General features: G+C 52.1%; 20 protein-coding genes and 1 tRNA gene. 10 read left to right on the top strand and 11 right to left on the bottom strand.

From position 1 onward, the window contains the following. Positions 1-93 precede the first annotated feature (93 nt). From KBY68_RS00485 to KBY68_RS00470, 4 genes are read right to left on the bottom strand one after another with little or no spacing between them, the layout of a single operon-like run. Positions 94-1,023, bottom strand: a complete 930-nt coding sequence (locus KBY68_RS00485; protein ID WP_255095492.1) for an oxidoreductase — start codon at positions 1,021-1,023, stop codon at positions 94-96. Next, the gene (locus KBY68_RS00480; protein WP_255095491.1) at positions 1,014-2,108 is read right to left on the bottom strand and encodes a DUF1501 domain-containing protein; all 1,095 of its coding nucleotides are present in this window, start codon (positions 2,106-2,108) and stop codon (positions 1,014-1,016) included. Before KBY68_RS00480 ends, KBY68_RS00485 begins: the two co-directional genes overlap by 10 nt. Before the next feature lie 4 nt (positions 2,109-2,112). Further along, positions 2,113-3,156 carry a DUF1800 family protein gene (locus KBY68_RS00475; RefSeq protein WP_255095490.1) on the bottom strand — a complete coding sequence of 348 codons (1,044 nt, stop codon included), beginning with the start codon at positions 3,154-3,156 and terminating at the stop codon, positions 2,113-2,115. 9 nt (positions 3,157-3,165) lie between these two features. Beyond that, entirely contained in the window at positions 3,166-3,411 is a 246-nt protein-coding gene (locus tag KBY68_RS00470; RefSeq protein WP_255095489.1) for a nucleotidyltransferase family protein, read from the bottom strand. A 142-nt stretch (positions 3,412-3,553) separates the two neighbouring features. Between KBY68_RS00470 and KBY68_RS00465 the strand changes: the two genes are divergently transcribed. Further along, complete coding sequence (locus KBY68_RS00465; protein WP_255095488.1) at positions 3,554-4,168, top strand: C39 family peptidase; 615 nt, start codon at positions 3,554-3,556, stop codon at positions 4,166-4,168. A gap of 2 nt (positions 4,169-4,170) precedes the next feature. On the opposite strand, the gene KBY68_RS00460 is transcribed toward KBY68_RS00465, so the two are convergent. Then, positions 4,171-4,413 carry a hypothetical protein gene (locus tag KBY68_RS00460; RefSeq protein WP_255095487.1) on the bottom strand — a complete coding sequence of 81 codons (243 nt, stop codon included), beginning with the start codon at positions 4,411-4,413 and terminating at the stop codon, positions 4,171-4,173. Between the two features lie 107 nt (positions 4,414-4,520). On the opposite strand from KBY68_RS00460, the gene KBY68_RS12345 reads away from it, so the two are divergent. Then, positions 4,521-4,724: a CopG family antitoxin gene (locus tag KBY68_RS12345; RefSeq protein ID WP_390634970.1), complete on the top strand. Its 204-nt coding sequence runs from the start codon at positions 4,521-4,523 to the stop codon at positions 4,722-4,724. Between the two features lie 32 nt (positions 4,725-4,756). Here the strand turns inward: KBY68_RS12345 and KBY68_RS00450 are convergent. Continuing rightward, positions 4,757-4,828, bottom strand: a tRNA-Lys gene (locus tag KBY68_RS00450). Positions 4,829-4,880: 52 nt separating this feature from the next. Between KBY68_RS00450 and KBY68_RS00445 the strand changes: the two genes are divergently transcribed. Genes KBY68_RS00445 through KBY68_RS00425 form a run of 5 tightly spaced genes read left to right on the top strand, consistent with a single transcriptional unit; the run spans position 4,881 to position 9,012 of the window. Continuing rightward, the gene (locus tag KBY68_RS00445) at positions 4,881-5,381 is read left to right on the top strand and encodes a gamma carbonic anhydrase family protein (protein WP_255095485.1); all 501 of its coding nucleotides are present in this window, start codon (positions 4,881-4,883) and stop codon (positions 5,379-5,381) included. Between the two features lie 30 nt (positions 5,382-5,411). Then, positions 5,412-5,534, top strand: coding sequence for a photosystem II protein Y (locus KBY68_RS00440; protein WP_255095484.1), 123 nt, complete (start codon positions 5,412-5,414; stop codon positions 5,532-5,534). Between the two features lie 19 nt (positions 5,535-5,553). Then, a complete protein-coding gene (trmFO, locus tag KBY68_RS00435) occupies positions 5,554-6,939 on the top strand; it encodes an FADH(2)-oxidizing methylenetetrahydrofolate--tRNA-(uracil(54)-C(5))-methyltransferase TrmFO (RefSeq protein WP_255095483.1) in 1,386 nt (461 codons plus the stop codon). Then, entirely contained in the window at positions 6,936-8,462 is a 1,527-nt protein-coding gene (gene crtH, locus KBY68_RS00430) for a carotenoid isomerase (protein WP_255095482.1), read from the top strand. The genes trmFO and crtH overlap by 4 nt, the downstream gene beginning before the upstream one ends. Before the next feature lie 19 nt (positions 8,463-8,481). Further along, positions 8,482-9,012, top strand: coding sequence for a hypothetical protein (locus KBY68_RS00425; RefSeq protein WP_255095481.1), 531 nt, complete (start codon positions 8,482-8,484; stop codon positions 9,010-9,012). Here the strand turns inward: KBY68_RS00425 and KBY68_RS00420 are convergent. Further along, complete coding sequence (locus tag KBY68_RS00420) at positions 8,920-9,705, bottom strand: response regulator transcription factor (RefSeq protein ID WP_255095480.1); 786 nt, start codon at positions 9,703-9,705, stop codon at positions 8,920-8,922. The two genes, KBY68_RS00425 and KBY68_RS00420, sit on opposite strands and share 93 nt — an antisense overlap. 79 nt (positions 9,706-9,784) lie before the next feature. Between KBY68_RS00420 and KBY68_RS00415 the strand changes: the two genes are divergently transcribed. Beyond that, entirely contained in the window at positions 9,785-10,051 is a 267-nt protein-coding gene (locus tag KBY68_RS00415) for a DUF6761 family protein (protein WP_106499845.1), read from the top strand. Here the strand turns inward: KBY68_RS00415 and grxD are convergent. Genes grxD through KBY68_RS00395 form a run of 4 tightly spaced genes read right to left on the bottom strand, consistent with a single transcriptional unit; the run spans position 10,048 to position 11,868 of the window. Next, positions 10,048-10,371 (bottom strand): Grx4 family monothiol glutaredoxin, encoded by a 324-nt coding sequence (grxD, locus tag KBY68_RS00410; protein ID WP_106499846.1) that lies wholly within the window; start codon positions 10,369-10,371, stop codon positions 10,048-10,050. The two genes, KBY68_RS00415 and grxD, sit on opposite strands and share 4 nt — an antisense overlap. A 33-nt stretch (positions 10,372-10,404) precedes the next feature. Next, complete coding sequence (locus KBY68_RS00405) at positions 10,405-10,638, bottom strand: BolA/IbaG family iron-sulfur metabolism protein (RefSeq protein WP_106499847.1); 234 nt, start codon at positions 10,636-10,638, stop codon at positions 10,405-10,407. 5 nt (positions 10,639-10,643) lie between these two features. Beyond that, positions 10,644-11,159, bottom strand: coding sequence for a tetratricopeptide repeat protein (locus KBY68_RS00400; protein ID WP_255095479.1), 516 nt, complete (start codon positions 11,157-11,159; stop codon positions 10,644-10,646). 43 nt (positions 11,160-11,202) lie between these two features. Further along, positions 11,203-11,868: a lysophospholipid acyltransferase family protein gene (locus KBY68_RS00395; RefSeq protein WP_241537109.1), complete on the bottom strand. Its 666-nt coding sequence runs from the start codon at positions 11,866-11,868 to the stop codon at positions 11,203-11,205. A gap of 57 nt (positions 11,869-11,925) precedes the next feature. On the opposite strand from KBY68_RS00395, the gene KBY68_RS00390 reads away from it, so the two are divergent. Further along, positions 11,926-12,687, top strand: a complete 762-nt coding sequence (locus KBY68_RS00390; RefSeq protein ID WP_255095478.1) for a pyridoxine 5'-phosphate synthase — start codon at positions 11,926-11,928, stop codon at positions 12,685-12,687. After that, entirely contained in the window at positions 12,687-13,007 is a 321-nt protein-coding gene (locus tag KBY68_RS00385; RefSeq protein ID WP_106499850.1) for an MgPME-cyclase complex family protein, read from the top strand. The genes KBY68_RS00390 and KBY68_RS00385 overlap by 1 nt, the downstream gene beginning before the upstream one ends. The last annotated feature ends 94 nt before the right edge of the window (positions 13,008-13,101 follow it).

Below are 13,101 nucleotides of genomic sequence, written 5' to 3'. Positions count from 1 at the left end.
CCCACACCCTTAACAGACATAACACCCTGGCATCAAAAATTAATTAAAAAGATTAACAATTGGCGGGTTAAATAATAAAATATTTGAATATATTTAATTGTTAAACTCGCATAGTTTTTCGCTGATTTCCCATAATTTTTTGCGTTGTTCTAAATCTTTTGCTGCGGGTGCCATTGGCACCGCCGTTGGCCAACCGCGCATGCCACCCCATTGATTAGGGCCGTATTGAGAAGTGGGAACTGCCTCTTTTGCAGTGGCGGCAAAAAGCTGTGGCAAAGCACCCATGGCAGCAGATTGAAATAAGGGTGCCATTAATTGATAGGCCAGGGGTTCTAGCCTTGAACCACTAGCTGCCACTGAAGTTGGTTGCAGATTGGTGCGGGCCACACCTGGGTGGGCAACGAAAGATTGCACATTGGAATTTGATAAACTCAACCTATGTTGCAATTCAACGGCAAACATCACATTTGCAAGCTTACTTTGGCCGTAGGCTTTCCAACGATCATAGTTTTTTTCAGCTTGGAGATCATTGAAGTTGATGCGGCCAAAATATTGAGCTCCCGAGCTAACGCTAACAATCCTTGCATCAGGGCGGCCCTGCATTAAGGGCAAAAGGGCATTTGTTAAAGCAAAATGACCTAAATGATTGATGCCAAATTGACATTCAAAACCATCACGGGTAAGCGTGCGTGGTAAACCCATCACACCTGCATTATTGATTAATAGATCTAAACGGCCATAGCAATCCTCCACCTGCCTAACGGCCCTTTGAACCGATGCCAAATCAGCTAGATCTAGTTCCACTAAATCAATGGCACCACCATCAACTATGGGCAGCAGTTGTTGGCGCGCCTGCTCGGCCCGTTCACGGCTGCGGCAGGCCATCAAAACCGTTGCTCCGCGGCCCGCAAGCACCCTTGCTGTTTCTAAACCCAAGCCACTATTTGCGCCTGTAATTAAGGCAACGCGGCCGCTTTGATCGGGGCAATCGGAAGCATTCCAGGCTGTTTTATTTAAACCCATAAACTATTCAGAACTTGCCTGTAAAGTTGATCAGGGCTTAGGTTAGCGATTAAATCACCGCGTTGGTCGAGCTGATCAAGGCTCGGATATTTACCAATAAAAGGATGGGGCAAGTTCCTGCCCACAAAATCGCCATAGATCAAGCCGATGGATGCACTGCCATGGTCGGTGCCATTTGATGAATTTTCACGTAAACGCCTTCCAAATTCACTAACCGCAAGCAGGGTTACCTGGGGCCTTTTGGTTAATTGTTTAAGGCCCCGATCAAAAACCTGTAGGGCATCAGCTAATTGCTTTAATTGATTAGCATGGGCAGATGCTTGATTTGCGTGGGTGTCGTAACCGCCTTGGGCAAGGGTTATTACGGGCGGGCAATTGGGTGAAGCAATTAAACGCAAAGCAATATCAACCTGCTGGCCGAGGGCTGTTTTTGGTATTGAAAGGCCGGCTATGGATGGTTGTAACCCCTCACGCAACCGTTCCAATTCACGGGCGCCTGCTAATTCCAATTCCAACATGCGCCTTAGAACAGGATTTGCTGCCGCTAATTGGGGATTTAATTGGGCGGAATTTTGCTTTTTTAAAGCTTCAGCTGCCACCTGCAATGCCATCGCTTTTCCACCTTCGGTGCTGCTGGAACCAGCTGGCCCTAATGCCACTAAGGGCCCTGCCATAAGACGTTGGTCCATGGCGGCGGCAAGCCAACCGGGCCCCTCTGCTGATGCTTTACCCGTGGCCCATTGATCCATTGCTTTGAAATGACTGCGATTTGGCATGGGCCAACCCAAACCAAGGGCAAAGCTGAGCCTGCCCTCGCGCCACAACGGTTCAATTGCCGCCATGGATGGATGTAAACCAAGGCCATCACTAAGGGGTAGTGGTTGCTCTAAGGCAAGCCGTGGCCTGGCTTGGCGATAAATGGGATCACGGTATGGCGCAACTGTATTAAGGCCATCATTGCCGCCCCGCAGTTCCAATAGCACCAACACACGCCCGGATTTCGGTACTGCCAGAGCAGCTGCGGTGAAGGCTGCCGGTGCAAAAGTTGCAGTAGCAAATAAACCGAATAGTGATCTACGTTTCATTTTTTCATGCTGAAAGTTGCCACACCGGATCTTTAAATAACTTAGCAATGTTGGTGCGGTTAGCAGCAGATGGCAGCGTTAAACCCAAAGGTGGGATTGGCGTTAAGGAGCTCAATAACATAGGCGGCAGGTTCCTTGAATTCCAAACTTCTTCATTGGCAACTAGTGTGGTTAAACCTTGGCGACGGGCCTGCAGCCAACGTAAATTCAGCCATTGTTCATTAATGGGCCATCCCTTCACCGATGGTGGATCCAATGGCGGTTGACCCATGCGCGCTAATTGCAATCGGCTGATTTGTAAGGCCTCTTGGTTTCTACTGCCAAGTAGAGCCAAGCTGCGGCTGATCATCAAAATTGGATCACTTACTTTTTTTCCGCGGGCAGCAATTGCCTCTGGAGAATTTATTAATGTGTTGTGCAGCCAAGCTAAAGAAAGTTTTTGATCTTGCCATTGTTTTGCCACAGATAATAATCTTTTCTTTGCCGGCAATGATCCAACTAATCCACGCCATAGGCGGCTACTAATATGCAGGGCAGTGGAAGGTTGTTGCGCTAACCAGGCAGCTAAACTGATGGCATTAAAATTAGCAGTTTTACCAAGAATACTTTTTTGGCTGCTGTCATGGCGAAGGGGATCAAGCCCTAATTTAGCCTCAGGTGTTAGGTAGTAACCGGTGAGGGCACGGGCAGTTTCTTGCACATCAAATTCCTTATAATTACCTTCACCAAGGCTGAATAATTCTAATAATTCACGGGCTAAATTTTCATTTGGCCTACCGCGCTTATTCGCCAGGCCATTTAAGGAAATCTGCAGGGCTGGATCCAGGAGCATTGCAGTTAATAATGAACCAAAATCTGCATTCAAGTGTTCTTCAATTGTTTGCAAGTGTTGCTGTAATTGATTTGCGCTGCGTAATTGTCGCCAACTAACCGGAAAAATACCACTCCACAGATGAACCAAACGGGCCCTGGCCCGATCAGGCCCAAAAGCTAAGCGAGCCAGCCAGTTTTCTTGCAATTGCTGCGCTTCTTCCAAGTCTATAGCCATAGGTATAGATCACGCTGCATATACAACTTTAGCAGAGGAAAGTATTTGATTGCGACGCAAATAATTACGACTAACCTCAATCCGAAGAAAGGTGGGGCAGGCCGCTGGATCAAACTGCACCATTACATCAACATCACTTTTGCTACCAAAATTATCGCTGAGAACGGAACCAAATAAACAAAATTCGTTCACTTGCCAGCGCCGACAAAAATCTGGTATTTTCTCAAGTGGTAGTTTATCCAGATTATTAGACAAAAGCACTTGCCCTCCCTAAATTAAACTTGCTCTATAAAATCCTATCATCAGCAATCCAGCTACCACTTTTACGGCGGAGCGTTGGCGGCAATTCTGGGACTTCTGGAAGGCGCAACCGCAGCAACTCGATGGCATCGAGCAATTGCGCCTGGCGATAATTGCTGCTGATCCAGAAATTCTCACAGAAACTGCAGCCTGGCGGCAATGTTTTTCAGCCGCTGCTGTTGCCAGTTTTGGCAACCCATTGGCTGTGGCATGGGAAAACCAAAACGACAATGCCAGTGGCACTGGCTACCGCGAATGTTTTTCCAGTAGTTGCGCCATGCTTGCCCGTTATTGGGGAAAAGTAGCAAATGATGATGAATACAATGCGATTCGGGCAAAATTTGGCGACACAACATCAGCCCAGGTTCAATTAACAACCCTCCATTCCCTTGGCTTAACTGCATACCTCACCACAAATGGTGATCGCAGCGCCCTTGAAGCTGAAATCAATGGCGGCAGGCCAGTGGCGGTGGGCTGGCTTCATCAAGGGCCTGTGGAGGCACCAAGTGGCGGCGGCCATTGGTCGGTTTTGATTGGATTTAGCGATAGCCATTCAATCCACCACGACCCCAATGGGGAAGCTGATCTACTGAATGGTGGTTACACGGCAAATCAAAATGGTGCCAGCCAGCAATACAGCTGGAAAAACTGGCTACCCCGCTGGGAAGTGGAAGGCCCCGGCACCGGTTGGCTGCTCAGCTGCCATATTTAAGCTTAATTAGTATTTTTTACAATAAATTCTCTACCTTCAGCTTCACACCAAAGCCGATAGATATTTAATACATTTGGGCGAATTCCAGAAGCAGGAACTTTTAGAAATCCCTGCCGTTGTGCTGCTTCAAACAGTATTCGTTCTTTTTGCGTGAGCCGATGTGGAGTAGATCTACTACCAATTTTAGAACGGCTGGATTTGCCACGGCTCAGGCGTTCAACGTCGTCTTTGTTGAAGTGGATCACTGGGAAGGGCTTTATTTAGTATTTATAGCTAATTTTCATTCGAATTCAGGACCAATTCGTGATGGAGCGCCAACAGCCTGAAGAGCAACAGCTAAACCCCTGGGGTAATCCAAACGCTGCGTGAGGCGGCCCGGGCAACGGGCCAAAAGGATCAGCGCATCAACATCCGCCTCTCCAGCGGCGATCTCCAGGCAATCCGCACGCGGGCCCTGCAGGAGGGTGTCCCCTATCAAACCCTGATCAGCCGCGTGTTGCACAAATACGTGAGCGGCAACCTCCAAGAGCAACCAACCATCAAGTCAGCCTTCTAAACCCGCCTGCTCTTGTAGCAAAGAAAAAATTATGGGTCGCCTGAGATTCGAACTCAGGACCAATCGGTTAAAAGCCGAATGCTCTACCGCTGAGCTAGCGACCCAAATGCCCGTTTAGGCAGAGTTGAAAGTATCACGCAACAACCCCCCCTAGCCATGGTTTCACTTTTTTGGCCTGAGCCAAACCTCAGTGCTGCTGCTTGGGTATCACCCGATGCAGTGCTGATCGGCGATGTGCGGCTAAGGGACGGGGTGAGCATTTGGCCTACTGCCGTTTTACGGGCTGATCTCTGCTCGATCGAGGTGGGTAGCAACAGCAATATCCAAGATGGGGCAGTGGTGCATGGTGATCCAGATGCAGCGGTGCGCATCGGTAGGGAAGTAACCATTGGCCATCGCGCTGTTGTTCATGGCGCCACCTTGGAAGACGGCTGCTTGATCGGCATCGGTGCAATTGTGCTGAATGGCGTAACGGTTGGCGCTGGTGCCCTTGTGGCGGCTGGAGCCGTGGTAACGAAAGATGTACCGGCTGCAGCGGTGGTGATGGGCACCCCAGCCCAGGTGAAAAGGCAACAAAGCCCCAGTGAAATCAGCGCCCAACGCGCCCATGCCCTCAATTACCGCCAATTAGCAGAAAAACACGCCGCGAACAATTAAGATCGGTAGCTGTAAGTACCCGCCTGCACCATGGATCTTCGGCTTGTTTTAGTTGCCTCACCGATCCTTTTGGCAGTGGGCTGGGCTGGCTTCAATATCGGCCGCGCTGCCGTTGGTCAGCTGCAACTACTGCTGAAGCGATCCCGCGGTTGATTATTTGAGCGTTGATTTTTTGAACGTTGATCATCTAAACGTGCTTGTGATCGGTGCTGGCCTGGCTGGCACTGAGGCTGCATGGCAGGTGGCTCGCGCGGGTGTGCCGGTTACCTTGGTGGAGATGCGTCCGCTGCGGCGCTCACCAGCCCACCACAGCAGTGAATTTGCAGAACTTGTTTGCAGCAATAGCTTTGGCGCCCTAGCTAGTGATCGGGCCGCAGGGCTGTTGCAACATGAATTAAGGCAACTTGGTTCTCTCGTTATCAGCACCGCTGATCAGCATGCGGTGCCAGCTGGTGGTGCCCTAGCCGTTGATCGCGGCCGCTATAGCGCCGCCCTCACCAGCGCCCTAGAGCAACATCCACTGGTAACCATTGAACGCCGAGAGCAAACCAGCCTGCCGGGCCCCGAACAAATCACCGTGCTCGCCACCGGGCCGCTAACAAGTGAACCCTTAGCTGAATCGCTACGCAGCTTCACCGGAAGGGATGAGTGCCATTTCTTTGATGCCGCTAGCCCGATTGTGGCAGGGGAAAGCATTGATCTAAACAAGGCATTTCGCGCCTCCCGCTACGACAAAGGCGATGCTGATTACATCAATTGCCCCATGGATAAAGAGCAATTCCTGCATTTCCGCCAGGCGTTACTTGAGGCAGAGCAGGCGGAACTTAAGGATTTTGAGAAAGAAAGTGCCAACTACTTTGAGGGCTGCCTACCGATCGAGGAATTAGCGCGCCGCGGGGAAGACACCATGCGCTATGGCCCCCTAAAACCAATCGGCCTTTGGGATCCCCGTTGGGGTGATGTGAACGATAAAGATGTGCGCCGGGCAAAACGGGCCTATGCGGTGGTGCAGCTGCGTCAGGAAGATAAAGATGGCCGCCTCTGGAATTTAGTTGGCTTCCAAACCAACCTCAAATGGCCGGAACAGAAACGGGTATTGCGCTTAATCCCAGGGCTTGAGAACGCCGAATTTGTGCGATTTGGCGTGATGCATCGCAACACCTTCCTTGAATCACCCCAATTATTAGAAGCCAGCCTGCAATTTCGCCAACGGCCAAATTTATTGGCGGCAGGCCAAATCACTGGCACTGAAGGTTATGCAGCAGCGGTGGCAGGCGGTTGGTTAGCAGGCACAAATGCCGCACGGCTAGCCCTAGGAATGGAAGCTATTTCACTGCCAGCCACCAGCATGATCGGTGCACTAACCCATTTCATCGCAGAAGCACCCACAGCTAAATTTCAACCGATGCCCCCTAATTTCGGCCTCTTGCCAGAATTAAATACTCGCATTCGCGATAAACGGGAACGCTATGGCGCCTATCGCGATCGAGCTCTTGCTGATCTAACAAGCGCCACCAACCCCCTAGGGTCGCTTTTAATAGCTCCGCAGCCAAGGTGAACAGCAGCAGCCCCCATTGGGATGTAATCGTGGTTGGTGCCGGCATCGGCGGCCTCGTAACCGCTAGCCAACTGGCGGCAAAAGGCGCCAAGGTGCTTGTGCTGGAGCGTTATTTGATACCCGGTGGATCGGGTGGCAGCTTCAAACGGGCTGGCTACACCTTTGACGTGGGTGCCTCGATGATTTTTGGTTTTGGTGAAAAAGGCCACACCAACCTGCTCACCCGCGCCCTTGCTGATGTGGGTGAACATTGCGAAACCATCGCCGATCCAGCCCAGCTTGAATATCATCTGCCAAACAACTTATCAGTTGCAGTTGATCGCAACTATGAAAACTTTATATCAACTTTGATAGCTAAATTTCCTAAAGAAGAAAATGGAATACGCGCATTTTATAATGCTTGCTGGCAGGTATTTAACTGCCTTGATGCAATGCCATTGTTATCACTTGAAGATCCCGCCTATCTAGCTAAGGTGTTTTTTAAGGCACCACTAGCCTGCCTTGGCCTTGCCCGCTGGCTGCCCATAAATGTGGGTGATGTGGCGCGGAAACATATCAATGATCCAGAGCTGCTCAAATTTATTGATATGGAATGTTTCTGCTGGAGTGTGATGCCCGCAGATCGAACGCCGATGATAAATGCAGGCATGGTGTTTTCTGATCGCCATGCCGGTGGCATCAACTATCCCAAAGGTGGTGTTGGGGTGATTGCAGAAAAATTAGTTAGCGGCTTAGAACGCCATGGCGGCCAAATTCGCTACAAAACCAGGGTAACGAAGGTGTTGCTAGAAGATGGCATAGCAGTTGGCGTGCAACTAGCGAATGGGGAGCAAATCCGCAGCCGCAAAGTGGTAAGTAATGCCACCCGCTGGGATACTTTTGGTGATTTAATTGATTCAGCCCACAGCCCAAAAGCAGAAAATACTTGGCGAAAACGCTATAAGCCATCGCCATCTTTCCTTTCGCTTCATTTAGGCATTGATGCTGCAGTGGTGCCGCCTGGTTTCCATTGCCACCACTTATTACTCGAAGATTGGCAACAGCTTGAGGCGGAACAGGGTGTTGTTTTTGTGTCTATGCCAACCCTTTTGGATCCCCACTTGGCGCCGGCTGGTAAACATATCCTGCACTGCTTTACGCCCAGCTCCATGGAGCATTGGCAAGGCCTATCGCCCTCCCTTTACAAAGCAAAAAAAGCAGCGGATGCCAATCAATTAATCAAACGCCTAGAGGCACTACTGCCCGGCCTCACAAATGGGATAAGCCACCGAGAGGTGGGCACTCCCCGCAGCCATCGCCGTTTCCTTGGCCGCCACCAGGGCAGCTACGGGCCAATTCCAGCCATGCGATTACCCGGCTTGTTACCGATGCCCTTTAATCGCACCGGCATCAATGGCCTCTATTGCGTTGGAGATTCCTGTTTTCCAGGCCAAGGGCTTAATGCCGTGGCCTTTAGTGGATTTGCCTGTGCCCATCGCATCGGCGCTGATTTAGGCATCAATCCATGGGCCCTACCTGCATAAATAAATGAGCACCTATCCGATGGCTCCACTGATTAAGTACACATTGCTGATTTTGTATTTAGCACTGGTGTTACCCCTACCCGTGCTTGCTCCAATCGCAATCAAATATTGGCTATTGGCAGGTACCCTGCTTGGCTTTTTGCTGGTATTAGCCCTCGTTAGTGAAGAGGTACAGCTGGATTCCAACAGTTTAAAAGTTAGTTATCCCAGCTGGTGCCGTTGGTTTATGCGCCGCGGCTGGCAGCTACCACTAGCTGATATCAAGGCCCTGCTACCTGTTGCCACAAGCCAGGCGGGCCGTGTGTATTACCTACGCACAAAAGATGCTTCTTTTTTATTACCACAACGGGTGGCAAATTTTCCGGAACTGCTGGCTAATTTGCAGCAGGCCACTGGTATAAACACCAGCTCCGTGCAGCGGCTAACACCGCCCTGGACCTATCAATTGTTAGCTGTTTTAAGTGCTTTGTTGCTTGCCGCTGAGTTGCTCAGTGCCTGGTTCCAAGGTTTGAGTTGGCAGCTGGTCTTGGGGGGTGGCATCAACGGTTGAATCCTTATCGGGCAAATTATCCAAGCTAAAGCGGTAGCCCTGTTGCCTCACGGTTTCAATACCACCGCCTTCTCCTAAACCAGCCTGCTCCAACTTGCGCCGCAAGGTGAGCACTTGTGTGTCTACGGAGCGGGGGCCACCGCTAAAGGGAGGCCAGGCCATGGTGAGCAGCTCCTGGCGGCTACGCACATGGCCGGGGGGCATCATCAAAGCGCAGAGCAAGGCAAATTCCCGCGGGCTTAATTCCACCGGTTGATCCCGCAGGGTTACCTGCCGCAACAACAGATGCACAGCTAGGGGGCCAACACTTACTTTTTCCTGCAGGCCACTGCTGCGGCCCAATAATTTGCGGCAGCGGGCGGCCAGTTCCTCCAGGCCAAATGGTTTACGCAACACATCTTCCGCACCGCCATCAAGCAAAGACACCACCGCTTCTGCCCCCGTGCGGGCCGTGAGCACCATCACGGGACAACGCAGCTGGGCTGCCAGTTTTAAAGCGGTGGTTTCTTCGAGCAGCTCAGCGCTCACAAGCAGCTCAGGTTGCTCTTGGATGCAAACCTCAAGGGCCTCAGTGGCACTACCCACAGCAGCGGCCATGTGGCCGTCTTGGCGCAATCGCTGGGCAAGCACCATCCGCAAGGTGGGGTGTGGATCCACCACAAGGATGCGGTACTGGCCTGGGGGTTCCACCAATGAGTTAGCTGGGCCCTCTACCGTAACTGGGATGATCCGCTTTGCTGGCTAAAGGCGATGCCTTACCAGCTGTCCCCCCATGACCGCGCTGCAACACCCCGACGCCATTCGTCATTTCCAAAGCCTCTGTGATGCCATGCAAGAGATGGCGTTGCGATACAGCGGCCCCTCTGAACTGCGGCTTTATGCCGATGGTTATTGCCATGCCCTCAGGCGCACACAACAGCTAGATCCCTTGAGCCAAAGGCGATTTGAAGAACTGGTGGATCGTTGGATTCACGATCCATCCAGTTTTGTGGGCCCCGATGGCGACCCCAGCCGCTTGTATGAAACCGAACGGCGTTAGGAAGCAAGGGCGATCGCCAGCTTTTCTTTCAACTCCCCGGAGTTGTAAAGCTCGATCAGGATGTCTGATCCACCTAGGAATTCACCCTTTACATAAATTTGGGGAATAGTGGGCCACTCCGAATATTCCTTGATCCCTTGGCGGATTTCCTGGTCGCTTAATACGTCAAACGTATCAAATGGCACCCCTAGGGCATTAAAAATTTGAACGGCATTATTGGAGAAACCGCATTGGGGCATCAATTTATTGCCCTTCATAAACAGCAGCACAGGGCTTGCTGTAATCAAGCTTTCAATTCGGCTTTTGAGTGAAGCATCCATGGGAATTGCAGAAATAAGCGATCTTGTTGAACCCTAGGAGGGGCAGGCAGTTGTTAAGGCAAGGGCATGGATCGCCTCGCTGGCCAGTTCACTGCGCAAGGCGCCATAAACCAGCTGGTGTTGTTTCACCCGCGATAGATCCCTAAAGCCCTCCCATAACACCTTCACCTGGAGGTGGTCGCCGCCACCGGTGAGGTCTTCCACTTCCACTTGGGCACCGGGCAGCACCTGGCTGATAGCGGCTGCCACAGCATTTGGTTGAACCATTTAGATCAGTTGGTAGCAGCTGCTGCAGGTGCAGCGTAGGGGGTAGAAACAAAACCCACCTCAACCAGTTGCTGATAGGCCTTACGCCCATCAGCAGTGCTGGGGGTCATCAATTTCACCACTTCCACCAGCAGGGGTACGGCCACTTCCGATTGGTTTTGACGCCTATAAACAGCCGCTAAACGCAAGTTGGCCTGGGCTAACTTTTCAATCGATTCACGACCCTTTTGGTCCATATCCCTTGGTATGCGGGCATCAAGGCCGCGGAAGGCGCCGCCCAAATCCCGATAAAAAGACAACAAAGACCGGGAAGCATTACGGGCCTTGTCGTAAGACTTCACCGCTTCAGTTAAGTTGCCGCTCGCTGCTTCCCGATCGCCCTTAGCAAGCAGGGCATCAACGGAGCTGAGGTTGAAACCGTCGTTTGTTTGAGACGCATTTGCTTGGGCAAAGCAAACAACTGGTGTAAAAGGAATCACCAAGCCGATGGCAAGGCTTGAGAGCAGCAACAATCGGCGCATAAACCCTATGGTGATTTGATATCAAACAACTGTATTTGCTGATTTAGGAATTACCCACCCAGGCACGGGCCGCTTCCTCAGCTGAACGCATTTGCTTGGCAAGCCGCTCTTCCAACTCCGCAGCAGCCGTTTTACCCGTTCCATTAAGCAACAGGGGCGCCCCAAAACAAAGGGCAGCTCGATCCCACCAGCGCGGAATGGGGTGGCTATAGGCCAAACCCACTGGCACCACAGGTACCCGTAAACCTTTGAGCTGGGCCAAGCTGGCTAGGCGTGGCAACCCCGGCTCCAGGTTCAATTCCCTTTGATCGCGGCGAATTGTGCCCTCCGGGAACACCACCACCTGTTCCCCCTGGCCTAATAGATCCAAGGCAAACCTCAAGCTGCTGGTGCCTGGTTTGCTTTGGTCGATGGCAAAACAACCCAAGCGTTCTAAAAACCAACCCTGCAAACCCTCCATCTCTGTTGTTGTAACCATGAAGCGACAATCCCTGCCGTGAATGCGGCGGCCTGCAGCCATCGGCAACATCAAGGCATCCCAGCGGGAGCGATGGGTGGGGGCAAGCAGCACCGGTCCCCTGCGGGGTAAGTGCTCAATGCCGAGCACTTTGGTGGATTTGAAATAACAACGTAAAGCGAGGTCTTGGGTAGCCCACATCGCCACTGGCGCAAGCCAAGGGGCCACTTCACTGCGGATTGGATCGGCCATCGCCAAACCATATCCAGCCAAGCGGTTCCTAAGATCAATCCCTGGACAGCATTTGCGATGGCCAGCCTCGGCGTAAATATCGATCACATCGCCACCGTGCGCCAAGCCCGCCGCACGGTGGAACCAAACCCCGTAACCCTTGCTTTGCTTGCGGAACTTGGTGGCGCCGATGGCATCACCGTGCACCTAAGGGAAGACCGCAGACACATTCAAGACACCGACGTGGAGCTGTTGCGGGCCACCCTGCGCAGTCGCCTCAATTTGGAGATGGCCGCTACCGCCGAAATGCAGGCGATCGCCCTAAGGCTCAAGCCAGCCATGGTGACCCTTGTGCCGGAGCGGCGCGAGGAGGTAACAACTGAGGGGGGCTTGGATGTGGTTGCCATGGGCAGCCAACTGCAGCAATGCATTAGTGGGCTCCAGGGGGCTGGCATCCCCGTGAGTTTGTTTGTGGATGCAGATGCCAAGCAATTGCAGGCCTGCCATGCCAGCGGTGCCCTTTGGGTGGAACTGCACACCGGTTCCTACGCCGATGCCCCATGGGGCACAAAACAAGCCCAAGAATTAGCCAAATTGATTGAAGCCACCCAGCACTGCCGTGAAATGGGTTTACGGGTGAATGCGGGCCACGGGCTCACCTACCAAAATGTTGAGCCTGTGGCTGCAATCCCAGGGATTGAGGAGCTAAATATCGGCCACACAATTATCGCAAGGGCCCTTGCCGTGGGCCTCGAGCAGGCGGTGCGTCAAATGAAGGCGCTTGTGCTTAACCCCCGCCCCCTGGAGCAGAATCCAGGGCCGAACAACACTTTTTGCTAATGGCCACCTATTACTACGTAGCAGCCAGTGAAAATTTCCTTACAGAAGAGGAACCCCTGGCGGAGGTGCTTACAGAACGGCGCCGCAACTACGCCGAAAATTCCAAAGAGATTGATTTCTGGCTGGTGCGCAGGCCCAGTTTTTTAAATGCAGCTGAACTTACAAAAACAACAGCTGCCGTACCAAGGCCAGCAGCTGCAGTGATATCAACCGATCGCAGTTTCATTGATTTCATGAAACTACGCTTGGAATTCGTGCTCAAGGGCGAGTTTGAAGCGCCGAGCAAAGCAATTCCCGATCCCCTTGCAAGTGAGGGTTGAGCTCCCCATCAAGGGCTTGAAATTCCAGGCTTTGGCCCTGGATTTGGTTTGAAAGCAGCTGTTGGAGGCGTTCAAGCTCATCGGGATGAAGCTC

This window comes from Synechococcus lacustris Maggiore-St4-Slac, assembly GCF_024345595.1.
Taxonomy (GTDB): domain Bacteria; phylum Cyanobacteriota; class Cyanobacteriia; order PCC-6307; family Cyanobiaceae; genus Synechococcus_D; species Synechococcus_D lacustris.
Note: the sequence above shows the minus strand (reverse complement) of the source record. Positions and strands in the feature narration are given on the sequence as shown.